A 22,266-nucleotide genomic window follows, 5' to 3' on the forward strand; every position below is an offset into this window, starting at 1 on the left:
CTATGAATAAAGTGAGAGAAATTCAATTAGGAGAGTTAACACTTTTAGAAAGTTATATCGATCTTTGTAAAAGACATGATTTGCGTTATTACGCCTTGGGTGGGACATTACTCGGTGCCATTCGTCATAAAGGATTTATCCCATGGGATGATGATATGGATTTAGGAATGCCTAGAAAAGATTATGAAAAATTCTTGACAATTTGTGAACAAGAGCTTCCTGAAAGTGTTATTTTAAGACTTCACGATGATAATCTAGGTAATACTTCGATTATGGATACTTCAATCCAAATTCAATTTGGTAATGAATGGTGTAGTCCTTTTATTGATATCTTTCCCTTAGATGGTTACCCAGAAGACGGAATCCATTACTGGTTGCATACGAATAAAATAAAATTCTATCGTGCTTTATCTAAAATTTCTGTTATCGATCGTATACATGAGAGAGATAGAGGCTCGTTCGAAAATGCGATTGTAAAAGTTTCAAAAAGTTTAAAATTAAATAAACTTTTAAACACTTCAAAAATTAATAAAAAATTGCAAAGTATCATCAAACAATATGATTACGAGACTAGTACTATGGTCGGGAATGTCTTGGGTTCCTATCGAGAACGTGAACTCGCAAGAAAAGAAGTGTTTGGGGAACCGCAATTACTAGAATTTGAAAGTTTACAAATAAGTTGTCATGCAAATCCCGATGAATATTTGACAAAAATATACGGTGATTACATGCAACTGCCAAAAGAAGCTGAGCGTAAGGGTCATTTTGAGTCTACGTGGGGAGATTGAATTGAATAGTTTTGATTTAATGGGGGTCAGAATTGACCCCTTAACAATGGACGAAACTGTCCAAGCCGTTGAAAAATTTGTTCTTGAACAACGTCCACTCCACCTAATGGGAGTGAATGCAGATAAAATTAATCAATGCCAAACAGATGAATCGATTAAAAAGATAGTGAACGATTCTGAAATCATTAATGCAGATGGTGCTTCAGTTGTTCTAGCTTCCCGTTTTTTGGGTTATCAAGTTCCTGAGAGAGTCGCTGGGATTGATTTGATGCAAAAGTTGCTCCATTTAGCCAATGAAAAGTCATATTCGGTTTATTTTTTTGGTGCCAAGGAAGAAGTTTTAATAGATATGTTGGAAATCTTTAAGAAAGATTATCCGAATTTACGAGTTCTTGGACATCGCAATGGTTATTTTTCTGAAGAAGATGAATATGGCATTCAAGAAGACATTCGTGAGAAAAATCCTGATTTTGTTTTTGTTGGGATCACCTCTCCTAAGAAAGAATACATCATTCAAAAATTTATGGATCAAGGTGTTAATTCTGTCTTTATGGGAGTCGGAGGTAGTTTTGACGTTTTATCTGGCCATATTAAACGAGCTCCTTTATGGATGCAAAATGCGCATCTTGAGTGGCTGTTCCGCGTGGCAAATGAACCTAGACGCCTCTTTAAACGTTATTTTGTAGGGAATGCCACTTTTATTAAGCGAGTTTTAGATGAAAAACGAAAATCGAAAAAATAGTATTTTACATATTTCGCGTACCATGGATATAGGTGGTGCAGAGCGTATTGTTTACCAGTTGAGCTCAGATTTAAAAGATGAGTTTGACAGTGTTCATGTCGCATCTACGGGTGGGCTTTGGGAGAGCGAACTGGCTGCTCAAGGGATTCAACATCATAAAATTTTAGATATCGATAGCAAAAATCCTGTGACGGTATTAAAGCTACTCTTTAGTATTCACCAGATTATCAAACAAAAAGGGATAACAATAGTCCACACTCATCATCGGATGGCTGCTTTTTATATCCGTTTATTAAAACTTGTTCATCCAAAATTGATACACGTTTATACAGCCCACAATGTCTTTAAAGATAAACTGCCTCTATATGGATTTGCTTTAAAAAATGCTAAAAGTGTGGCAGTGGGAGAAGCTGTAAATAAAAACTTAAAAGAAGATGTAGGTATTACTGATAGCAGGGTTATTTATAATGGAGTCGTTTTAAAAGAAACGGATGACCAGGTCGATGAGATTATCAGTTATGGTGGGATTAAACTTGGCTGTATTGCTAGGTTATCTGAGCAAAAAGGCTTGACTTATCTCCTTGATGCTATGTCTTTACTGACTATTAAGGATATTCGATTATTTATCGTTGGTGAAGGTGAGCTTCGAGAAGAGTTGGAAAACAAGGTTAAAGAACTAAATCTTCAAGATTCGGTAATTTTTTTAGGATATCGCAAGGATATCGTCGAATGTATCAATAGTTTTGATTTTTGTGTTTTGCCTTCAGTCTTTGAAGGATTTGGTTTAGTTGCCATTGAGGCATTTATGAATAGTAAAACCTTAGTTGCGACGGATATACCGGGATTAAACGAAGTTGTAACAAATAAAAATGGGGTTTTAGTCCCAGCAAAAGACCCTGCTGCTCTAGCATCTGCTATTGATAAATTAGCTACAGATGCAACACTAAGACAGGAACTTGCTAGCCAAGCAAAAAAAGACTATGAAAACAGATTTAGTTATCCTATGTTTTTGGAAAACTATCGAGCATTGTATAGAGAAATACAGGGAGAACCAAAATGAAAAAAGTAATGTTGGTTTTTGGGACACGTCCAGAAGCAATCAAAATGTGTCCGTTAGTAAATGAGTTGAAGGAAAATGATTCAATCAAGACTATTGTCTGTGTAACTGGACAACATAAGGAAATGCTGGAGCAAGTTTTAGATGTCTTTAAGGTCGTTCCAGATTATGATTTGGGGATTATGAAGGCCAATCAAACTCTCTTTACAATTACGACTAGTATTCTAGATAAGATTCAAGCTGTGCTTGAACAAGAAAATCCTGATATCGTTCTTGTTCACGGTGATACAACTACGACTTTTGCTACGGCTTTAGCTGCATTTTATATGGGTATCAAGGTTGGGCATGTGGAAGCAGGTTTGCGAACTTATAATCTTCAAAGTCCGTTCCCTGAAGAATTCAACCGCCAAACCACTTCCATTATTGCAGATTATAATTTCGCCCCGACAGAAGTTGCAAAGGAAAATCTGCTAAAAGAAGGAAGAGAGAATATTTTTGTAACAGGTAATACCGTTATTGATGCTTTGAAGACAACTGTCCAGGAAAATTATGACCACCCAATTTTAGAATGGGCTAAGGACAGTAAGTTGATTATGTTGACAGCTCACAGACGTGAAAATCTTGGGCAACCAATGGAGCATATGTTTAATGCTGTTAACCGTATTTTAAATGAATTTGAAGATGTTAAGGTTGTATACCCAATTCATAAAAACCCTAAGGTTCGAGAGTTGGCCAGTAAAGTATTTGGGGATAATGAACGCATGAAAATTATTGAACCTTTAGAAGTCATCGATTTCCATAATTTCATGAACCAAAGCTACATGATTTTAACAGATTCTGGTGGTGTGCAGGAAGAGGCTCCATCCTTAGGGAAGCCTGTTTTAGTCATGCGAGATACAACAGAGCGTCCGGAGGGGATTGCTGCTGGAACATTGAAATTAGTGGGTACGGACGAAGAAAATATTTACTCTAATTTTAAACTTCTTTTAGAAAACCAAACAGAATATAACAAGATGAGTAAGGCTAGCAACCCATACGGAGATGGAAAAGCTTGTGAAAGAATCGTCGATATTATTTTGGAAGGATAGGGATAATGGATAAGGTTTCTATTGTTGTACCTGTGTACAATGTTGAAGACTGCCTGAGTTATTGTGTAGAAAGTCTACGACAACAGACCTATAAAAATATAGAAATTATACTGGTAGATGATGGTTCTACAGATTCTTCAGGAGAAATTTGTGACCAATATGCTCGAGAAGATGAGCGTATTAAAGTACTTCATATTGATAATGGAGGTCAATCTCGTGCCAGAAATATTGGAGTCCAAGCATCATCTTCTGATTGGATTATGTTTTTAGATTCTGATGATTATTACGATTTAAAAGCCGTCGAGTATTTAGTTGCTTTGAGAGATAAATACGTAGTCGATTTAGTCGTCACGTCAATTGTTGAAGTACGAAATTATCAAACAGAATTGAATACTGACGACATTTCTCTTGAAAATAGTGAGAAATTAGATCGTTATACAGGCCTTGTTCGTATGTTTTACGGAAATAGTGTTGGAACACATCCAGGTGGTAAACTCTATAAGAAAGAGATTTTACTTCAGTATCCTTATCCAGAGGGAATGATATACGAAGATTTAGCGATGGCTTACGAGCATATTCATTACTGTACTGAAATTGCGGTTGGGTATAGAAGTGTTTATAAATACTACCGACGCATGGGCAGTACTGTTAATTCGAAGTACAGTGAACGTCTCTTAGATTTTTACAAGGCCATGGAATGGAATAGAAGTTATATCGAACGAGACTATCCTAATGATAAGGAAATGAGAAGAGCTTTAAATGTCCGCTACGTCTTTAATGGTCTACATGTTGTCCATGCTATGCTCAGTTCAGATATGTATTTGGATGTCAATAAAATCAGAAAAGAATACACTAGATATTTTAACGATATTATTCCTAATCCAAATACAACAGGGAAAAATAAAGTGAAATACTTGATGCTTTTGGTTTCTCCAAAACTGTATGAAAAAATTAGAGAGAAGATGGGTTAGGTAAGAATGAAGGTTTTAAAAAATTATGCATATAATCTCTCTTACCAACTACTAGTCATAATTCTTCCAATTATAACGACACCTTATGTGACCCGGGTATTTAGCTCAAATGATTTAGGGATATACGGCTACTTTAATTCAATTGTTACCTACTTTATTCTTTTAGCTACTTTAGGTGTTGCCAACTACGGAACAAAAGAAATTTCAGGCCATAGGAAGGATATCGGGAAAAACTTTTGGGGCATATATACCTTGCAACTTGGTGCCACAATCCTTTCAATCACCTTATACATTATCGTGTGTCTCTCTTTTTCATTTATGCAGAATCCAGTTGCATATATTTTGGGATTGAGCTTGGTATCTAAGGGGATGGATATCTCCTGGCTCTTCCAAGGATTGGAAGACTTTCGTAAGATAACGGTTAGAAATATTACTGTCAAACTTGTAGGTGTTATTTCGATTTTCTTGTTTGTTAAATCAGCAAACGATTTATATTTATATGTTTTTTTGTTGACTATATTTGAGTTGCTGGGGCAGTTGAGCATGTGGTTGCCAGCTAGAGAATTTATCGGGAAACCACATTTTGATTGGACCTATGCTAAACAACACTTGAAACCAGTTATTCTCTTGTTTTTGCCTCAAATAGCTATTTCGCTATATGTTACTTTGGATCGTACTATGCTAGGAACATTAGCTTCAACTAAAGACGTCGGGATTTACGACCAAGCCTTAAAATTGGTCAATATTTTGCTTACACTAGTGACTTCATTAGGAAGTGTGATGCTTCCTCGTGTTGCCAATCTCCTATCTACTGGAGATCACAAGGCTGTAAACAAAATGCATCAGATGTCTTTCTTAATATACAATTTAGTCATTTTTCCTATCATTGCAGGAGTGTTGATTGTTAATGATGATTTCGTCCAATTTTTCTTAGGACAGGATTTCCAAGATGCTAAGTATGCGATAGCAATTATGATTTTTAGAATGTTCTTTATTGGTTGGACAAATATTATGGGTATTCAAATATTGATTCCACATAATAAAAATAAAGAATTTATGATTTCGACAACAATTCCAGCTATTGTGAGTGTCGGTTTAAATTTATTATTACTACCTAAATTAGGTTACATCGGAGCAGCCATTGTTTCTGTATTAACAGAAGCTTTAGTATGGGCTATTCAACTATATTTTACAAGAAACTATTTAAAGGAAGTGCCTTTTCTTGCTTCGACAGTTAAAATTATAGGAGCATCAGCTCTCATGTACGGTGTACTATTCGTTGTAAAAACTACAGTGAATTTTACGCCTGTTATAAATGTTATGGTATTTGCTGTAATAGGAGCGGTGATTTACATTTCTCAAATACTATTCTTAAAAGTAATTAGTCCAAAAGAGTTGAAACGGCAGTTATTGAATAAGTGACATTGTATGGAATAAATAAGAGATCTCAGTAGCTTATAGTTTTATTGTGAAATAAACTCTTGTAAAGATTAAATTCGCTTTGGTTGATTAAATAGTTAGGAAAGGGAGGATAGAAGAGTATAAGTGAACTAGGGGATTAAAGAAATACTATTTTTCTCATTCAATTCGATATTTCTTTTTCTTATAATTCACCCTGTATGATTCTTTTTCAAAAAATATGATAAAAATTAAATTTGAAAACTTACTAGTCAGCATTGTTGTATCTGTAGTGGTGTTTTTTAATACCATATCAACTACGATGCTGGATAGGACTTTTTTTCAAGTTAAACTAAATTTCCTATTTTTAGTTGTATTGCTTTTAGGGCTTCGTTTTTTACATAAAATGCGGGTCTCATACAAATATCTAATATTTTCTATTCTATTGTTGCTTTCGGGGATTTTAGTGTATTTTCAAACGAATAGGCTTAATTTTCTAGTCTATTCGCTGCTACTAGTCCTCTTGGTTAATGTGGATATGAAAGTAGTTTTGAGGAACTATGTAATTGTAGCTGGTGTTCTTGTAGTTGGAGTTTTTCTTTTATCGCTGGTTGGCATTGTTCCTAACCTGCAATATAATCGTGCGGGTGTTATTCGAAATTCGTTTGGGTTTATTTATCCTACCGACTTTGCATCACATTGCTTCTATCTATTTATAGCAATTTCTTATCTTTTAAAAGATAAATTGATATGGTCCAGAACTCTGTTTGGCTTCTTGCTATCAGCTTTTATTATAAAATACTGTGATGCACGTTTAAATGCTTTGTCAATCTTGTTAGCGACAGTTATTTTTACATATTTTTATTATAGCAAGGGGAAAAAATTAAAAATATTTGCCTTGCTACCTTATTCGGCTGTTGTATTCGCTTCAGTTGTTACCTATTTATCATACAAGTTTTCATGGTCTGATCCATTTTTAGTATCGATAAACAAATTAATTACGGGAAGGCTGGCTCTAGGCAGGAATGCATTTACTACATTTGAAGTGCATCTATTTGGGACTAGAAACGTTCAATTTATCGGATCAGGTGGAAAAACAGAATCTGTAATTGGGTATAACTATGTGGATTCTTCTTATGTGCAGATGTTGTTTACATATGGAATAGTTCCTGTAGTCCTATTGATCGTAATTTATGTTGTCGCCTCGAGAAAACAGTATAAGGATGGTCAATATTTATTCGTTGCGATTTTATCATTGATTGCTTTTAACTGTATGATTGAAGCCTTTTGGTTTGTTCCTACATATAATATATTCATGTTTTTGCTATTTACAACAAATACCTTTAGCAAAAAAGAATCAAATGATATTGTTGCATCAAATGAGACTTAGCTCTAGTACAAAATTTTAGGCGGGTCTAATACATGAAATGATACCTTTCTAAAAAAGTAACTAACCTTTGCTGATCCTGAGTCGGCATTAATAAGAAATTGTAGAGTTTATTAACGGAGTTTTAATATGTATGACTATTTAATCGTTGGAGCAGGTTTGTCTGGAGCAATCTTTGCACACGAAGCTACAAAACGTGGCAAAAAAGTAAAAGTGATTGACAAGCGTGATCACATCGGTGGAAACATCTACTGTGAAAATGTTGAGGGCATCAATGTCCACAAGTATGGCGCTCACATTTTCCATACTTCCAACAAAAAAGTGTGGGATTATGTCAACCAGTTTGCTGAATTTAATAACTATATCAACTCACCAGTGGCTAACTACAAGGGGAACCTTTATAATCTTCCTTTCAACATGAATACCTTCTACGCTATGTGGGGGACCAAGACTCCCCAAGAAGTCAAAGACAAGATTGCCGAGCAAACGGCTGATATGAAAGATGTTGAGCCTAAAAACTTGGAAGAACAAGCCATCAAGTTGATTGGTCCGGACATCTATGAAAAATTGATCAAGGGCTATACAGAAAAACAATGGGGACGTTCTGCAACAGACCTTCCTCCGTTTATCATCAAACGTCTTCCGGTTCGTTTGACCTTTGATAATAATTACTTTAACGACCGTTACCAAGGGATTCCAATCGGTGGCTACAACGTCATCATTGAAAACATGTTGGGCGACGTCGAAGTAGAGCTTGGGGTTGATTTCTTTGCTAATCGTGAAGAGCTGGAAGCATCAGCAGAAAAAGTAGTCTTCACAGGGATGATTGACCAGTACTTTGATTACAAACATGGGGAGTTGGAGTACCGCAGCCTGCGTTTTGAACACGAAATCTTGGATGAGGAAAATTATCAAGGGAATGCTGTAGTCAACTATACCGAGCGTGAGATTCCTTATACTCGGATTATCGAGCATAAGCACTTCGAGTATGGAACCCAGTCGAAGACAGTCATCACCCGTGAATACCCAGCTGACTGGAAACGTGGGGATGAACCCTACTACCCAATCAATGATGAAAAGAACAACGCTATGTTTGCTAAATATCAAGAAGAAGCAGCCAAAAATGACAAGGTCATCTTCTGTGGACGCCTAGCAGACTATAAATACTACGATATGCATGTGGTTATTGAGCGTGCTTTGGAAGTCGTAGCAAATGAATTTGATTGAAAGAAACAGAGATCCATGAAGTATTTTCTAAAAGAAGAGTTTTTAAAAGATTCTGGTGCTCGTAACGCCGGAAATAAGGCTAGAAATGATGTCGAGGAGATCGTCAAACGAGAAGGTTATCAACCTTTGTTGTTAACAGTTGATAATTGGTACCATATGGGAACCGTTAAAGCTCAACAACACAAGGCGAAAGCTCTAGCTCAAGCTTTCTCTCAGTTGAAATCAGGGGATCAATTATTGATTCAATTTCCCATGCTCCACCATAGTTTTTTCACCACTCGATTGGTAAGAAAAATCCAGCGAAGTGGGGTGAAAGTCTACTTTATTATCCATGATTTGGAAGCTTTACGATATGCTAATTTGGATACAGTACCTTTAAAACATAAGATTCGGGTTCATCTTCAAGAATCAAGTTTGTTGAAGATAGCTGATGGAGTGATTGCCCATAATCCAATCATGAAATCTGTTTTAGTGGACAAAGGGATTGCAGAAGATAAGATTGTTAGTCTTGGCATTTTCGACTATTTGATTCCAGATTTTCAAGAAAAGACAACTCAAACAAAAGACCAACCAATTATTGTAGCAGGTAATTTGGCACAAGAGAAAGCTGGGTATCTTTATGTTCTTCCAGAAACCCCAATCTATAACCTCTATGGTGTTGGATTTGATAAGAGTAGAGCTTTAGAGAATGAGGCTTACTTTGGTTCTTTCTTACCTGACGAACTACCTGCAGCCCTTGAGGGTGGCTTTGGGCTAGTATGGGATGGCGATAGTGCTGAAACATGTAGTGGTGTATTCGGAGAGTACCTCCGTTATAACAATTCTCACAAGGCATCCCTTTATTTGGCATCTGGATTCCCACTTGTAGTGTGGGAACAGTCTGCCTTGTCTCATTTTGTGCTTGAGAATGGCTGTGGGATTGCAGTAGAATCGCTTCATTATTTAAAAAACACAATCGAAAATCTATCAGATGCAGATTATCAAGAATTGATTGCAAATGCAAAAAATATTGGTAAAAAGATACGAGATGGTTTTTACCTAACCAGTGCTCTTAAAGAATTAACAAAATAAGAAGTCTTTTTGGACTTCTTTTTTTGTTACAACTAATCATTTTTGTATAAAAATTAGATCAGCAGAGAACGATTTTTTAGGGGAAAATTAAGTACTTCATCTTAACGTAAAATTGAAATGAACTGGGCATGAAAATACTTGAAAAAACACAATAAATTACACCGCATTTTTCAGCTTTTCTGACTCTTTTACACTGTTTTTCATAGAAAAAATAAAAAAGAGGGACTTGTAATGGAATATTAAAATAAATTTAATGAAAAACCTTCGATAAAATCACAAAAAATTAGGCACGAATCGGATTTTTGTGATATAATATTCTGTGAATAGCTATGCCTTCTTGTAGCTGTTAAAAAATCAAAGTGTGAAACTTGGAAGATAGAGAGGACGCAATGTAATGACTAGAAATGGTTTCTTTACAGGCTTAGATATTGGAACAAGCTCAATTAAAGTATTAGTTGCTGAGCTTGTAGATGGTGAAGTAAATGTAATCGGTGTTAGCAACGCCAAAAGTAAAGGTGTCAAGGATGGAATTATCGTTGACATCGAGGCCGCAGCAACGGCTATCAAATCTGCTATTTCTCAAGCAGAAGAAAAAGCAGGAATTTCAATCAAATCAGTAAACGTTGGGCTTCCAGCAAACTTGTTGCAAGTGGAACCAACTCAGGGAATGATTCCTGTAACATCAGATACAAAAGAAATTACAGATCAAGATGTTGAGAATGTTGTCAAATCTGCTTTGACAAAGAGCATGACACCTGATCGTGAAGTGATTACGTTTGTGCCAGAAGAATTTGTAGTAGACGGCTTCCAAGGTATTCGTGACCCTCGTGGTATGATGGGTGTTCGTTTGGAAATGCGTGGACTTCTCTATACAGGTCCAAGAACCATTCTTCACAACCTTCGTAAAACTGTAGAACGTGTTGGAGTTCAAGTCGATAACGTGATTATTTCACCACTTGCAATTGTAAACTCTGTTCTTAACGAAGGCGAACGTGAGTTTGGAGCAACAGTTATCGATATGGGTGGTGGCCAAACAAGCGTTGCTACTATCCGTAATCAAGAGCTTCAATACACAAATGTTTACCAAGAAGGTGGCGATTACGTCACTAAAGACATTTCAAAAGTTCTTAAAACTTCTAAGAAAATTGCAGAAGGTTTGAAACTGAACTATGGTGAAGCTTATCCGCAACTTGCAAGCAAAGAAACTTTCCAAGTTGAAGTGATTGGTGAAGTAGAACCTGTAGAAGTTACAGAAGAATACTTGGCTCAAATTATTTCAGCTCGATTGAAACACATCTTTGAACAAATCAAACAAGATTTGGAAAGAAGACATTTGTTGGACTTGCCAGGTGGTATTGCTCTGATTGGTGGAAATGCTATTCTACCAGGTATCGTTGAGCTTGCCCAAGAAGTACTTGGAGTTCGTGTAAAACTTTACGTTCCAAACCAAGTGGGTATCCGCAATCCTGCATTTGCTCATGTGATTAGTTTGTCTGAATTTGCTGGAAGCCTTACAGAAATTAATGTTTTGGCTCAAAGAGCTATCAGAGGAGATCAAGTTTTGCGTCAACAACCGATTGATTTCAGAACTTCAAGTCAGGAAAAACCTGCAACTTCTCAACGTTCAGTGTTTGGTACAACTTCAACTGAATCAGCAGAACCGACTTATACTGCTGACTCAGCAACTTCAAATCAATCAGAAGAAAAACCAAAATTGACTGAGCGATTCCGTAGCTTAATCGGAAGCATGTTTGATGAATAGGATAGAGGGATAAAATATGACATTTTCATTTGATACAGCAGCAGCACAAGGTGCAGTAATTAAAGTAATTGGTGTCGGTGGTGGCGGTGGAAACGCCATTAACCGCATGGTTGACGAAGGCGTTTCAGGTGTTGAGTTCATCGCAGCCAACACAGATGTACAAGCCTTGAGCAGTACAAAAGCTGAAACAGTTATCCAACTTGGTCCAAAATTAACTCGTGGACTTGGTGCTGGAGGACAGCCTGAAGTTGGTCGTAAGGCTGCTGAAGAAAGCGAAGAAGTAATTACTGAAGCTATCAGTGGTGCAGATATGGTCTTCATCACTGCTGGTATGGGTGGTGGTTCTGGTACAGGTGCTGCACCAGTTATCGCTCGTATCGCTAAAGGTTTAGGTGCTTTGACTGTTGCTGTTGTGACACGTCCATTCGGTTTCGAAGGAAGCAAACGTGGTCAATTTGCAGTCGAAGGGATCAACGAACTTCGCGAACATGTTGATACTCTCTTGATTATCTCAAACAACAACTTATTAGAAATTGTTGACAAGAAAACTCCACTTCTTGAAGCTTTGTCTGAAGCAGATAACGTTCTTCGTCAAGGTGTTCAAGGGATTACAGATTTGATTACAAATCCTGGTTTGATCAACTTGGACTTCGCAGACGTGAAGACGGTGATGGCAAACAAAGGAAATGCCCTTATGGGTATTGGTATCGGTAGCGGAGAAGAACGCGTTATTGAAGCGGCTCGTAAAGCTATCTACTCACCACTTCTTGAAACAACTATCGATGGAGCAGAAGATGTTATCGTGAACGTAACTGGTGGTTTGGATATGACTTTGATTGAAGCAGAAGAAGCTTCTGAAATCGTCAATCAAGCTGCTGGACATGGCGTAAATATCTGGCTCGGTACTTCTATTGATGAATCAATGAAAGATGAAATCCGTGTAACTGTTGTTGCTACTGGAGTTCGTCAAGATGCAGTCGATAAAGTTGTAGCGCCACAACCAAGACAAGCGTCATTCCGTGAACCAGTAAGAACTGCTCACACTCACACTTATGACCGTCATTTTGATTTGGCTGAAACAGCTGAACTTCCAACTCCTTCACAACGTCAAACTGAAGCTCCTAAAGCATCGGCTTTTGGTGATTGGGACTTGAGACGTGATTCAATTGTTCGTCAAGGTGAATCAGTCGTATCTCCAGTTGAACGTTTCGAAGCACCATCTTCTGACGAAGATGAGTTGGAAACACCACCATTCTTTAAAAACCGTTAATAGAGATGGATTTAAAAGAAAATACAAATCAGGTATTTCAACAGGTTACAAAAGCAATTCAAGAAACCGGCCGTGAAGACGGTTCGGTTTCTGTAATTGCCGTAACAAAATATGTTGATATTGCAACTGCAGCAAATTTGATTGACCAAGGAGTCAAACACATTGGTGAAAACCGTGTTGACAAATTTCTTGAGAAGTATCATGCTTTAAGTGATAAAGATGTTACTTGGCACTTGATTGGTAGCTTACAAAGAAGAAAAGTCAAGGATATCATTCCTTATGTTGATTATTTTCACGCTTTAGATTCTTTGAAATTAGCTCAAGAAATTCAAAAACGTGCCAATCGTACGGTTAAATGTTTTTTGCAGGTCAATATTTCTGGAGAGGAAAGCAAGCATGGTTTTTCAAAAGAAGAACTATTGACAGTCTTGCCAGACTTGTCTAGCTTGGATAAAATCGAGTATGTTGGTCTCATGACCATGGCTCCCTTTGAAGCCCAAACAGAAGAGTTGCAAAAAATCTTTAAAGAAACGCAAGAGTTGCAACAATACATTCGTGAACAACAACTCCCCAATATGCCAATGACAGAACTAAGTATGGGAATGAGCCGTGACTATAAAGAAGCGATTCAGTGTGGCTCGACTTTCGTTCGAATTGGTACTGCATTTTTTAAATAGGAAATAATCATGTCATTAAAAGATAAATTTGATAAATTTATAGATTACTTTACAGAAGATGGAGATGAAGTTGCTTCAGAAGTTGTCGCTGCACGTTCTGAACGTCCACTAGCTTCAGTTCCTCCAAAGAGAGAATTACCTCAGCAAGCTTCTGCTGCTCAAGAACCTTCACCAGTTGAGACAAAAGAGAAGAATATTACAAAACTTCATGCCCGTCAGCAACAACTAGCAATTGAAAGCCATCACTCTACTGAAAAAGTAACCATCGATGTTCGTTACCCACGCCGTTATGAAGATGCAACAGATATTGTTGATTTGTTGGCTGGAAATGAAAGTATCTTGATTGACTTCCAATATATGACAGAAGTTCAAGCTCGTCGTTGTTTGGATTACTTGGATGGAGCACGTCATGTTCTTGCTGGTGAGTTAAGAAAAGTAGCGAACACAATGTATCTTTTGACACCTGTTGGTGTTGTGGTAAACATTGAAGATATTCGTTTACCTGAAGAAGCTCAAAGCGAAGGATACGACTTTGACATGAAGAGAAATAGAGTACGTTAATGTTTCTAATAATTCGTTTTATCCAAAATGCTACAGATATCTATTCGCTGATACTTGTAGCTTTTGCTCTATTATCATGGTTTCCAAATGCCTATAACACCCAGTTGGGGAAGTTTTTAGAGACTTTGTGTAAACCAATTCTTGAACCTCTAAAACGTCTACCTCTTCAAATCGCAGGTTTGGATTTCTCTGTTTGGATAGCCCTAATTCTCTTGCGCATGATAAGTCGCTATCTCATCAATTTGTTGGTAGTTTTATGAGTAAAGAACTTTACCAACATTTCGCAACAGAAGATATCCCTTTTATCGACAAGGGTTTGGAGTGGTTAGGACAGGTAGAAGAACATTACGCACCGATTTTATCTCCTTTTATAAACCCTCACCAAATCTTTATCTTAGAAACATTGGGAAATAATAGAGGAGTAAAGACTTTTGCTAGTACTAGTTTTGTACCTTCAGAGTATGCTCGGGTCATTCTAGCGCCGGATTACTTTACGCCAAGTTTGGAAGATTTTGAAATGACCTTGCTTGAGATTGAGTATTCCAGCAAGTTTCAACAACTAACCCATTCAAAAATTCTGGGAACAGTTCTCAATCGGCTAGGTATTGACCGAAAGTTATTTGGAGACATTCTGGTAACAGAAGAGAAAGCCCAAATTATTGTCGATCGAAGATTTACCACTCTTTTCCAGGATGGGATTAAAAAGATTTCCAAGCTGCCTGTAAGTTTAGTAGAACGTCCTTTTTCAGATAAGATAGAGTCTAAAGATGAGTATCAAGAAAAGGAAATCTTGGTTTCAAGCCTGCGACTAGATGCCTTTTTATCTAGTATATTGAAATTATCACGCTCACAAACTGTAGCTCTGGTTGAAAAGAAGCTGGTTCAGGTCAATTATCATATAGTTGAAAAGTCTGACTATCAGTTAAAATTTGGTGATTTAATCAGTGTGAGACGCTTTGGCCGAATAATCTTGCTCAAAGAAAATGGTCAAACCAAGAAAGATAAGATAAAACTAACAGTCCAACTACTTTTAAGCAAGTGAGAAAATATGTCAATTACACCACAAGATATTACTGACAAGGAATTCTCAAGAAAATTCAGAGGCTACGATCAGGAAGAGGTTGACCTATTTCTAGATAAGATTTATTTTGAATTAGAGGAATTAATCCGATACAAAGAGGAAACTGAACTCTATATCAAAAAACTAGAAGAACGTCTTTCCTATTATACGACTGATATTCCTAAAAGAACAGTAACAAACGAGCAAGAACCAGAAGCAATTAATGATTCTATTTTTTATTAAATAAGTGAGGGAAAATATGCCAATTACATCGTTAGAAATTAAGGATAAAACCTTTGGTGTTCAGTTTAGAGGTTTTAACCGTGAAGAAGTTGATGAATTTTTAGATATTGTTGTTCGGGACTATGAAGATTTAGTTCGTAGCAATCATGAAAAGGATCAACATATCAAAAATTTAGAAGAGCGTCTATCTTATTTTGACGAAATCAAAGATTCGTTGAGTCAGTCAGTTTTGATTGCCCAAGACACAGCTGAACGTGTAAAACAAGCTGCGAATGACCGTTCTAATAACATCATTAAGCAGGCTGAGCAAGATGCTCAACGTTTACTTGATGAAGCTAAGTATAAAGCCAATGAAATTTTGCGACAAGCTACAGATAATGCTAAAAAAGTTGCTGTGGAAACTGAAGAGTTGAAGAACAAGAGTCGCGTCTTCCACCAACGTTTGAAATCAACAATCGAAAGTCAGTTGGCTATTGTTGATTCATCAGATTGGGAAGAAATTTTGCGTCCGACTGCAACTTATCTTCAAACGAGTGACGAAGCTTTCAAGGAAGTTGTCCGAGAGGTTCTAGGTGAAGATGTATCGTCATACCATGAAGAAGAGCCGATTGACATGACTCGTCAATTCTCTCCAGAAGAAGTTGCAGAACTTCAAGCACGTATTGAAGCAGCTAACAAGGAATTGTTGGAAACGCAACAAACTGCTGAAGAGTCAACTGAAACTGAAGTTGAAGTTCAGCCAGTTGCTGAAACTCCTGTTGAACCATCGCATGAGGAAGGATCTCAAGACGATCCTAACACTCAACAAGAGTCAGTTCTAATTTTATAAGAATCTCATTAGAGAACAAGAATTTATCAAACACATTTCTAGCGAGTAGGAGATGGTGGAAGTCCTACAATCCCTGTTGGTAAATTTATCCTCTCAAGTTATCAAGTCTGAAGTTAGTAGGATTTGACGTTACCCACGTTACGGGAAAAGAGGGAGAAAGACTAGTTCTTTTTCCGAACAAAGGTGGTACCACGATTTTCGTCCTTTTTAGCGAGTCGTGGTTTTTATATTGTCAATTTACATTAAAGGAGTAAACATGAAACTAAAAGATACCCTAAACCTAGGAAAAACAGATTTCCCAATGCGTGCAGGCCTTCCTACAAAAGAGCCAGTTTGGCAAAAAGAGTGGGAAGAAGCAAAACTCTATCAACGTCGTCAAGAGTTGAATGAAGGAAAACCTCACTTCACTCTTCATGATGGCCCTCCATATGCCAATGGAAATATCCACGTAGGACATGCCATGAACAAGATTTCAAAAGATATCATTGTTCGTTCTAAGTCTATGTCAGGATTTTACGCACCATACATCCCAGGTTGGGATACACACGGACTACCTATCGAGCAAGTTTTGGCAAAACAAGGTGTCAAACGCAAAGAGATGGATTTGGTTGAATACTTGAAACTTTGTCGTGAATACGCTCTTTCTCAAGTCGATAAACAACGCGAAGACTTCAAACGCTTGGGTGTTTCAGGTGACTGGGAAAATCCTTATGTAACCTTGACCCCTGACTATGAAGCAGCGCAAATCCGTGTCTTCGGTGAGATGGCTAACAAGGGCTACATCTACCGTGGTGCGAAGCCAGTTTACTGGTCATGGTCATCTGAGTCAGCTCTTGCTGAAGCGGAAATTGAATACCATGACTTAGTTTCAACTTCTCTTTACTATGCTAATAAGGTTAAAGATGGCAAAGGTGTCCTTGATACAGATACTTACATTGTTGTTTGGACAACAACTCCATTTACCATCACAGCTTCTCGTGGTTTGACTGTTGGTGCGGATATTGATTACGTCTTGGTGCAACCAGCTGGCGAAACTCGTAAGTTTGTGGTTGCTTCAGAATTGTTGAACAGCTTGTCTGAGAAATTTGGTTGGTCTGACGTTCAAGTTTTGGCTACTCACCGTGGTTCAGAATTGAACCACATCGTGACAGAACACCCATGGGATACAGCTGTAGATGAGTTGGTGATTCTTGGCGATCACGTTACAACAGACTCTGGTACAGGTATTGTCCATACAGCCCCTGGTTTTGGTGAGGATGACTACAATGTCGGTGTTGCCAATGGTCTAGAAGTTGCTGTGACTGTTAACGAACGCGGTATCATGATGGCTAACGCAGGCGCTGAGTTTGAAGGCCAATTCTATGATAAGGTTGTCCCAACAGTTATTGAAAAACTTGGTGATTTGCTACTTGCCCAAGAAGAAATCTCTCACTCCTACCCATTTGACTGGCGTACGAAAAAACCAATCATCTGGCGTGCAGTACCACAATGGTTTGCTTCTGTATCAAAATTCCGTCAAGAAATCTTGGACGAAATTGAAAAAGTAAAATTCCACTCAGAGTGGGGTAAAGTCCGTCTTTACAATATGATTCGTGACCGTGGTGACTGGGTTATTTCTCGTCAACGCGCTTGGGGGGTCCCACTTCCAATCTTCTACGCTGAAGATGGAACACCTATCATGACAGCTGAAACCATCGAGCATGTAGCTCAACTCTTTGAAGAACATGGTTCCATCATCTGGTGGGAACGTGATGCCAAAGACCTCTTGCCAGAAGGATTTACACATCCAGGTTCTCCAAATGGAGAGTTCAAGAAAGAAACAGATATCATGGACGTATGGTTCGACTCAGGTTCATCATGGAATGGAGTAGTGGTCAACCGTCCAGAACTCAAATACCCAGCTGACCTTTACCTTGAAGGTTCTGACCAATACCGTGGTTGGTTTAACTCATCACTTATCACATCTGTTGCTAACCATGGCGTAGCACCTTACAAGCAAATCTTGTCTCAAGGTTTCACATTAGATGGTAAAGGTGAGAAGATGTCTAAATCTCTTGGAAATACCATTGCTCCAAGCGATGTTGAAAAACAATTTGGTGCGGAAATCTTGCGTCTCTGGGTAACCAGTGTAGACTCAAGTAACGACGTACGTATCTCTATGGATATCTTGAGCCAAGTCTCTGAAACATACCGTAAGATCCGTAACACCCTTCGTTTCTTGATTGCCAACACATCTGACTTTAACCCAGCTGAGGATGCAGTCGCTTACGAAGAACTTCGTTCTGTTGATAAGTACATGACCATCCGCTTTAACCAACTTGTTAAGACCATTCGTGACGCTTATGCAAACTTTGAATTCTTGACAATCTATAAAGCCCTAGTGAACTTTATCAACGTTGATTTGTCTGCTTTCTACCTTGACTTTGCCAAAGATGTTGTTTACATTGAAGGGGCTAAGTCACTTGAACGCCGTCAAATGCAAACAGTCTTCTATGATATTCTTGTGAAAATTACCAAACTCTTGACACCAATTCTTCCTCACACTGCTGAAGAAATCTGGTCATACCTTGAGTTTGAAGCAGAAGACTTCGTTCAATTGTCAGAATTGCCAGAAGCACAAACGTTTGCCAACCAAGAAGAAATCTTGGATACTTGGTCAGCCTTCATGGACTTCCGTGGTCAAGCTCAAAAAGCCTTGGAAGAAGCACGTAATGAAAAAGTGATTGGTAAATCTCTTGAAGCTCACTTGACAGTTTATCCAAATGAAGTGGTGAAAACACTTCTTGGAGCTGTTGATAGCAATGTCGCTCAACTCTTGATTGTTTCTGAGTTGACCATTGCAGAAGGACCAGCCCCAGAAGGTGCAGTTAGCTTTGAAGATGTAGCCTTCACAGTTGAACGTGCAGTTGGTGAAGTTTGTGACCGTTGCCGTCGCATCGATCCAACAACTGCAGAACGCCACTACCACGCAACCATCTGTGATCACTGTGCAAGCATCGTCGAAGAAAACTTTGCGGATGCAGTAGCAGAAGGATTTGAAGCTAAATAGTCTAACAAAAATACAGGAGAAATTCCTGTATTTTTTTAAAAATTAAAACTTTAATAAAAATATGGTATAATATACTTTATCAAAATAAAAGGAGACATTTATGAAGACAAAAACACTTGCACAAGTAGATGGATTTATTGGTATTATTGCAGGAGCTATTTTAGCTTTCTTACCAATTTTTATGGTATTTCTTGCAGCCATTTCTGAAGACGAAGATGCTGCAGGGCTTATTTTGGGAATTATTTTCGTTGTATTCTCTTTAGTGAAAATTGCAACCCTCATTCTTGGAATCCTCTCACTTGTCTACTATAAGGATGACAATCGTATTTCACTAGCACCATCGATTCTATTTATCGTTGGATCTGTAGTCGCCTTGATTCCTTTCCTTGGGTGGATTGGTGGAATTGTCCTTGTCATTGGTGGGGCTTTGTACCTAGCAAGCTTGAAACAATTTAGAATTGAAGAATAAATTATTTTTTAGGGAAGAGTCCAAGAGCTCTTCTCTTTTTCGTTGATTTTAACTAGCTTTTTTGTGAAAAATTGTGTAAAATAGAATAGATAAATGAGGGCAACCTCGAAAAATAAAAGGAGAATCCAACTAATGGTAAAATTGGTTTTCGCTCGCCACGGTGAGTCTGAATGGAACAAAGCTAACCTTTTCACAGGATGGGCTGACGTAGATCTTTCTGAAAAAGGTACTCAACAAGCTATCGATGCTGGTAAATTGATCAAAGAAGCTGGTATTGAATTTGACCAAGCTTACACTTCAGTATTGAAACGTGCAATCAAAACAACTAACCTTGCACTTGAAGCATCTGACCAACTTTGGGTTCCAGTTGAAAAATCATGGCGCTTGAACGAACGTCACTACGGTGGTTTGACTGGTAAAAACAAAGCTGAAGCTGCTGAGCAATTTGGTGATGAGCAAGTTCACATCTGGCGTCGTTCATACGATGTATTGCCTCCAGCAATGCCTCGCGATGATGAGTATTCAGCTCATACTGACCGTCGTTATGCTTCACTTGACGACTCAGTGATTCCAGATGCTGAAAACTTGAAAGTTACTTTGGAACGTGCTCTTCCATTCTGGGAAGATAAAATCGCTCCAGCTCTTAAAGATGGTAAAAATGTATTCGTAGGTGCACACGGTAACTCAATCCGCGCCCTTGTAAAACACATCAAACAATTGTCAGACGATGAAATCATGGATGTGGAAATCCCTAACTTCCCACCATTGGTATTCGAATTTGACGAAAATTTGAACGTTGTTTCTGAATACTACCTCGGAAAATAATGTAAAATAGAGTCTAGGATTATTCCTAGGCTTTTTTATTTTAAAAATAGGAAAACGCAAGGTGTAATTTAACTTGTCAAAGACAAGGATTCTTGTTATAATAGATAGGATGGAGGCGCTATGGCACTTAAAAAAGCAAGTTTAGCCTGTGCGGTTTGTGGTTCGCGAAATTACTCGATTAAAATTAGTGGGAATCCAAAACCGACTCGCTTAGAAGTAAACAAATTTTGTAAACATTGTGGTAAATACACAACACATCGAGAAACGAGATAGGAGATAAGAATGGGTTTTATTAAGGATATCTTTACACTTCTTAAAGATACAACTTGGCCAACTAGAAAACAAAGTTGGGTAGATTTCAAATCTATCATGGAATACACTGCCTTCTTTGTTGTCATCATTTATATTTTTGACCAGTTAATCGTTAGCGGATTGATCCGATTCATTAACATTTTTTAAGATAATATAAATAGGCTGAAAGAAGTTTACCATTAAGAAAGGAAAAAAGATGGATAGTTTTGATAAAGGATGGTTTGTCCTACAAACATATTCTGGTTATGAAAATAAAGTAAAAGAAAATCTCTTGCAACGTGCACAAACATACAATATGTTGGATAATATCCTACGTGTGGAAATTCCAACTCAAACAGTGCAAGTTGAAAAAAATGGGAAGAAAAAAGAAGTTGAAGAAAATCGCTTCCCAGGATATGTCCTTGTGGAAATGGTTATGACTGATGAAGCTTGGTTTGTAGTTCGCAACACACCAAACGTTACGGGATTTGTCGGCTCACACGGAAACAGATCTAAACCAACTCCGCTTTTGGAACAAGAAATCAGAGATATCTTGGTATCAATGGGACAAACGGTTCAAGAATTCAATATCAATGTTGAAGTTGGTCAAACAGTTCGAATCATTGATGGTGCCTTTACTGATTACACAGGAAAAATCACTGAAATTGATAATAACAAAGTGAAAATGATTATTTCAATGTTTGGTAATGATACTGTAGCAGAAGTAAACTTGAATCAAATTGCTGAATTGTAATAGCAGGTACTAATCTACTTGTAAATCTCGAATCCTGTTGACTAATTTTTAAAAAACTAGTTGACAAGATTGTAAAAGTGTATATAATAGAAAGAGTTGAAAAAGCTCAGGGTTCGTTGGTCAAGGGGTTAAGACACCGCCTTTTCACGGCGGTAACACGGGTTCGAATCCCGTACGGACTATGAGTGTATCGCGGTTGAGTTAATAGGAATAAAAAAGTTAAAAAAACCTGTTGACAGAGAAAAGTGACTGTGATATACTAATATAGTTGTCGCTCGATAAGAACGAGAGACAAAGACCTTTGAAAACTGAACAAGACGAACCAATGTGCAGGGCACTACAACTATAAGTTGTAGTACTGAACAATGAAAAAAACAATAAATCTGTCAGTGACAGAAATGAGTGAGAACTCAAACTTTTAATGAGAGTTTGATCCTGGCTCAGGACGAACGCTGGCGGCGTGCCTAATACATGCAAGTAGAACGCTGAAGGAGGAGCTTGCTCTTTCCGGATGAGTTGCGAACGGGTGAGTAACGCGTAGGTAACCTGCCTGGTAGCGGGGGATAACTATTGGAAACGATAGCTAATACCGCATAACAGTAGATATCGCATGATAGCTTCTTGAAAGGTGCAACTGCACCACTACCAGATGGACCTGCGTTGTATTAGCTAGTTGGTGAGGTAACGGCTCACCAAGGCAACGATACATAGCCGACCTGAGAGGGTGATCGGCCACACTGGGACTGA

The 22,266-nt window shown here is 37.9% G+C and carries 23 protein-coding genes, 1 tRNA gene, 1 rRNA gene and 1 pseudogene; all 26 read left to right on the top strand.

What is annotated here, in order from left to right:
* The first annotated feature begins 2 nt into the window (after nt 1-2).
* On the top strand, nt 3-788 hold the full coding sequence (locus QM382_RS07740) for a LicD family protein (protein WP_195184122.1): 786 nt from the start codon (nt 3-5) through the stop codon (nt 786-788).
* A gap of 19 nt (nt 789-807) precedes the next feature.
* Nucleotides 808-1,530 (top strand): WecB/TagA/CpsF family glycosyltransferase, encoded by a 723-nt coding sequence (locus QM382_RS07745; RefSeq protein ID WP_195184138.1) that lies wholly within the window; start codon nt 808-810, stop codon nt 1,528-1,530.
* The gene (locus tag QM382_RS07750; protein ID WP_195184121.1) at nt 1,505-2,590 is read left to right on the top strand and encodes a glycosyltransferase family 4 protein; all 1,086 of its coding nucleotides are present in this window, start codon (nt 1,505-1,507) and stop codon (nt 2,588-2,590) included. The genes QM382_RS07745 and QM382_RS07750 overlap by 26 nt, the downstream gene beginning before the upstream one ends.
* Entirely contained in the window at nt 2,587-3,675 is a 1,089-nt protein-coding gene (wecB, locus tag QM382_RS07755; protein WP_414272939.1) for a non-hydrolyzing UDP-N-acetylglucosamine 2-epimerase, read from the top strand. The genes QM382_RS07750 and wecB overlap by 4 nt, the downstream gene beginning before the upstream one ends.
* A gap of 5 nt (nt 3,676-3,680) precedes the next feature.
* Entirely contained in the window at nt 3,681-4,646 is a 966-nt protein-coding gene (locus QM382_RS07760) for a glycosyltransferase family 2 protein (protein WP_195184119.1), read from the top strand.
* Between the two features lie 6 nt (nt 4,647-4,652).
* Nucleotides 4,653-6,068, top strand: coding sequence for a flippase (locus tag QM382_RS07765; protein ID WP_195184118.1), 1,416 nt, complete (start codon nt 4,653-4,655; stop codon nt 6,066-6,068).
* Nucleotides 6,069-6,285: 217 nt separating this feature from the next.
* Nucleotides 6,286-7,434 carry a polysaccharide polymerase gene (locus QM382_RS07770; RefSeq protein WP_195184117.1) on the top strand — a complete coding sequence of 383 codons (1,149 nt, stop codon included), beginning with the start codon at nt 6,286-6,288 and terminating at the stop codon, nt 7,432-7,434.
* A gap of 126 nt (nt 7,435-7,560) precedes the next feature.
* Entirely contained in the window at nt 7,561-8,658 is a 1,098-nt protein-coding gene (gene glf / locus QM382_RS07775; protein ID WP_195184116.1) for a UDP-galactopyranose mutase, read from the top strand.
* A gap of 15 nt (nt 8,659-8,673) precedes the next feature.
* Entirely contained in the window at nt 8,674-9,729 is a 1,056-nt protein-coding gene (locus QM382_RS07780) for a galactofuranosyltransferase (protein ID WP_414272940.1), read from the top strand.
* 394 nt (nt 9,730-10,123) lie between these two features.
* A pseudogene (gene ftsA, locus QM382_RS07785) lies at nt 10,124-11,315 on the top strand (cell division protein FtsA); the annotation flags it as partial.
* Nucleotides 11,291-11,491: a cell division protein FtsA C-terminal domain-containing protein gene (locus QM382_RS07790; protein WP_414254204.1), complete on the top strand. Its 201-nt coding sequence runs from the start codon at nt 11,291-11,293 to the stop codon at nt 11,489-11,491. The pseudogene ftsA and the gene QM382_RS07790, both read left to right, overlap by 25 nt.
* A gap of 16 nt (nt 11,492-11,507) precedes the next feature.
* Nucleotides 11,508-12,761: a cell division protein FtsZ gene (gene ftsZ, locus QM382_RS07795; RefSeq protein WP_414253986.1), complete on the top strand. Its 1,254-nt coding sequence runs from the start codon at nt 11,508-11,510 to the stop codon at nt 12,759-12,761.
* 5 nt (nt 12,762-12,766) lie between these two features.
* Nucleotides 12,767-13,438: a YggS family pyridoxal phosphate-dependent enzyme gene (locus tag QM382_RS07800; protein WP_414253985.1), complete on the top strand. Its 672-nt coding sequence runs from the start codon at nt 12,767-12,769 to the stop codon at nt 13,436-13,438.
* Between the two features lie 9 nt (nt 13,439-13,447).
* Nucleotides 13,448-13,999: a cell division protein SepF gene (locus QM382_RS07805; protein ID WP_254730830.1), complete on the top strand. Its 552-nt coding sequence runs from the start codon at nt 13,448-13,450 to the stop codon at nt 13,997-13,999.
* On the top strand, nt 13,999-14,259 hold the full coding sequence (locus QM382_RS07810) for a YggT family protein (protein ID WP_006153053.1): 261 nt from the start codon (nt 13,999-14,001) through the stop codon (nt 14,257-14,259). The genes QM382_RS07805 and QM382_RS07810 overlap by 1 nt, the downstream gene beginning before the upstream one ends.
* On the top strand, nt 14,256-15,041 hold the full coding sequence (locus tag QM382_RS07815) for an RNA-binding protein (protein WP_414272941.1): 786 nt from the start codon (nt 14,256-14,258) through the stop codon (nt 15,039-15,041). Before QM382_RS07810 ends, QM382_RS07815 begins: the two co-directional genes overlap by 4 nt.
* 6 nt (nt 15,042-15,047) lie before the next feature.
* A complete protein-coding gene (locus tag QM382_RS07820) occupies nt 15,048-15,302 on the top strand; it encodes a DivIVA domain-containing protein (RefSeq protein WP_178894633.1) in 255 nt (84 codons plus the stop codon).
* A gap of 16 nt (nt 15,303-15,318) precedes the next feature.
* Nucleotides 15,319-16,131 carry a DivIVA domain-containing protein gene (locus QM382_RS07825; protein WP_178894634.1) on the top strand — a complete coding sequence of 271 codons (813 nt, stop codon included), beginning with the start codon at nt 15,319-15,321 and terminating at the stop codon, nt 16,129-16,131.
* A 256-nt stretch (nt 16,132-16,387) separates the two neighbouring features.
* On the top strand, nt 16,388-19,180 hold the full coding sequence (gene ileS, locus QM382_RS07830; RefSeq protein WP_414272942.1) for an isoleucine--tRNA ligase: 2,793 nt from the start codon (nt 16,388-16,390) through the stop codon (nt 19,178-19,180).
* A gap of 100 nt (nt 19,181-19,280) precedes the next feature.
* Nucleotides 19,281-19,649 carry a hypothetical protein gene (locus tag QM382_RS07835; RefSeq protein WP_303407598.1) on the top strand — a complete coding sequence of 123 codons (369 nt, stop codon included), beginning with the start codon at nt 19,281-19,283 and terminating at the stop codon, nt 19,647-19,649.
* Nucleotides 19,650-19,781: 132 nt separating this feature from the next.
* The gene (locus QM382_RS07840) at nt 19,782-20,474 is read left to right on the top strand and encodes a phosphoglycerate mutase (RefSeq protein WP_414272943.1); all 693 of its coding nucleotides are present in this window, start codon (nt 19,782-19,784) and stop codon (nt 20,472-20,474) included.
* Nucleotides 20,475-20,594: 120 nt separating this feature from the next.
* Nucleotides 20,595-20,747 (top strand): 50S ribosomal protein L33, encoded by a 153-nt coding sequence (rpmG, locus tag QM382_RS07845; RefSeq protein WP_001809375.1) that lies wholly within the window; start codon nt 20,595-20,597, stop codon nt 20,745-20,747.
* Nucleotides 20,748-20,756: 9 nt separating this feature from the next.
* On the top strand, nt 20,757-20,933 hold the full coding sequence (gene secE, locus QM382_RS07850; protein WP_004254104.1) for a preprotein translocase subunit SecE: 177 nt from the start codon (nt 20,757-20,759) through the stop codon (nt 20,931-20,933).
* A 49-nt stretch (nt 20,934-20,982) separates the two neighbouring features.
* Nucleotides 20,983-21,519 (top strand): transcription termination/antitermination protein NusG, encoded by a 537-nt coding sequence (gene nusG / locus QM382_RS07855; RefSeq protein ID WP_214262781.1) that lies wholly within the window; start codon nt 20,983-20,985, stop codon nt 21,517-21,519.
* 110 nt (nt 21,520-21,629) lie between these two features.
* A tRNA-Glu gene (locus tag QM382_RS07860) sits at nt 21,630-21,701 on the top strand.
* 235 nt (nt 21,702-21,936) lie between these two features.
* Nucleotides 21,937-22,266, top strand: a 16S ribosomal RNA gene (locus QM382_RS07865); the annotation flags it as partial.

This window comes from Streptococcus infantis, assembly GCF_047465185.1.
Taxonomy (GTDB): Bacteria; Bacillota; Bacilli; order Lactobacillales; family Streptococcaceae; genus Streptococcus; species Streptococcus infantis_O.

Excerpts from the sequence above, each read along its gene's own strand:
- QM382_RS07740 (WP_195184122.1), top strand. The coding sequence starts at position 3 with ATGAATAAAGTGAGAGAAATTCAATTAGGAGAGTTAACACTTTTAGAA.
- QM382_RS07745 (WP_195184138.1), top strand. The coding sequence starts at position 808 with ATGGGGGTCAGAATTGACCCCTTAACAATGGACGAAACTGTCCAAGCC.
- QM382_RS07750 (WP_195184121.1), top strand. The coding sequence starts at position 1,505 with ATGAAAAACGAAAATCGAAAAAATAGTATTTTACATATTTCGCGTACC.
- wecB (WP_414272939.1), top strand. The coding sequence starts at position 2,587 with ATGAAAAAAGTAATGTTGGTTTTTGGGACACGTCCAGAAGCAATCAAA.
- QM382_RS07760 (WP_195184119.1), top strand. The coding sequence starts at position 3,681 with ATGGATAAGGTTTCTATTGTTGTACCTGTGTACAATGTTGAAGACTGC.
- QM382_RS07765 (WP_195184118.1), top strand. The coding sequence starts at position 4,653 with ATGAAGGTTTTAAAAAATTATGCATATAATCTCTCTTACCAACTACTA.
- QM382_RS07770 (WP_195184117.1), top strand. The coding sequence starts at position 6,286 with ATGATAAAAATTAAATTTGAAAACTTACTAGTCAGCATTGTTGTATCT.
- glf (WP_195184116.1), top strand. The coding sequence starts at position 7,561 with ATGTATGACTATTTAATCGTTGGAGCAGGTTTGTCTGGAGCAATCTTT.
- QM382_RS07780 (WP_414272940.1), top strand. The coding sequence starts at position 8,674 with ATGAAGTATTTTCTAAAAGAAGAGTTTTTAAAAGATTCTGGTGCTCGT.
- ftsZ (WP_414253986.1), top strand. The coding sequence starts at position 11,508 with ATGACATTTTCATTTGATACAGCAGCAGCACAAGGTGCAGTAATTAAA.
- QM382_RS07800 (WP_414253985.1), top strand. The coding sequence starts at position 12,767 with ATGGATTTAAAAGAAAATACAAATCAGGTATTTCAACAGGTTACAAAA.
- QM382_RS07805 (WP_254730830.1), top strand. The coding sequence starts at position 13,448 with ATGTCATTAAAAGATAAATTTGATAAATTTATAGATTACTTTACAGAA.
- QM382_RS07810 (WP_006153053.1), top strand. The coding sequence starts at position 13,999 with ATGTTTCTAATAATTCGTTTTATCCAAAATGCTACAGATATCTATTCG.
- QM382_RS07815 (WP_414272941.1), top strand. The coding sequence starts at position 14,256 with ATGAGTAAAGAACTTTACCAACATTTCGCAACAGAAGATATCCCTTTT.
- QM382_RS07820 (WP_178894633.1), top strand. The coding sequence starts at position 15,048 with ATGTCAATTACACCACAAGATATTACTGACAAGGAATTCTCAAGAAAA.
- QM382_RS07825 (WP_178894634.1), top strand. The coding sequence starts at position 15,319 with ATGCCAATTACATCGTTAGAAATTAAGGATAAAACCTTTGGTGTTCAG.
- ileS (WP_414272942.1), top strand. The coding sequence starts at position 16,388 with ATGAAACTAAAAGATACCCTAAACCTAGGAAAAACAGATTTCCCAATG.
- QM382_RS07835 (WP_303407598.1), top strand. The coding sequence starts at position 19,281 with ATGAAGACAAAAACACTTGCACAAGTAGATGGATTTATTGGTATTATT.
- QM382_RS07840 (WP_414272943.1), top strand. The coding sequence starts at position 19,782 with ATGGTAAAATTGGTTTTCGCTCGCCACGGTGAGTCTGAATGGAACAAA.
- rpmG (WP_001809375.1), top strand. The coding sequence starts at position 20,595 with ATGGCACTTAAAAAAGCAAGTTTAGCCTGTGCGGTTTGTGGTTCGCGA.
- secE (WP_004254104.1), top strand. The coding sequence starts at position 20,757 with ATGGGTTTTATTAAGGATATCTTTACACTTCTTAAAGATACAACTTGG.
- nusG (WP_214262781.1), top strand. The coding sequence starts at position 20,983 with ATGGATAGTTTTGATAAAGGATGGTTTGTCCTACAAACATATTCTGGT.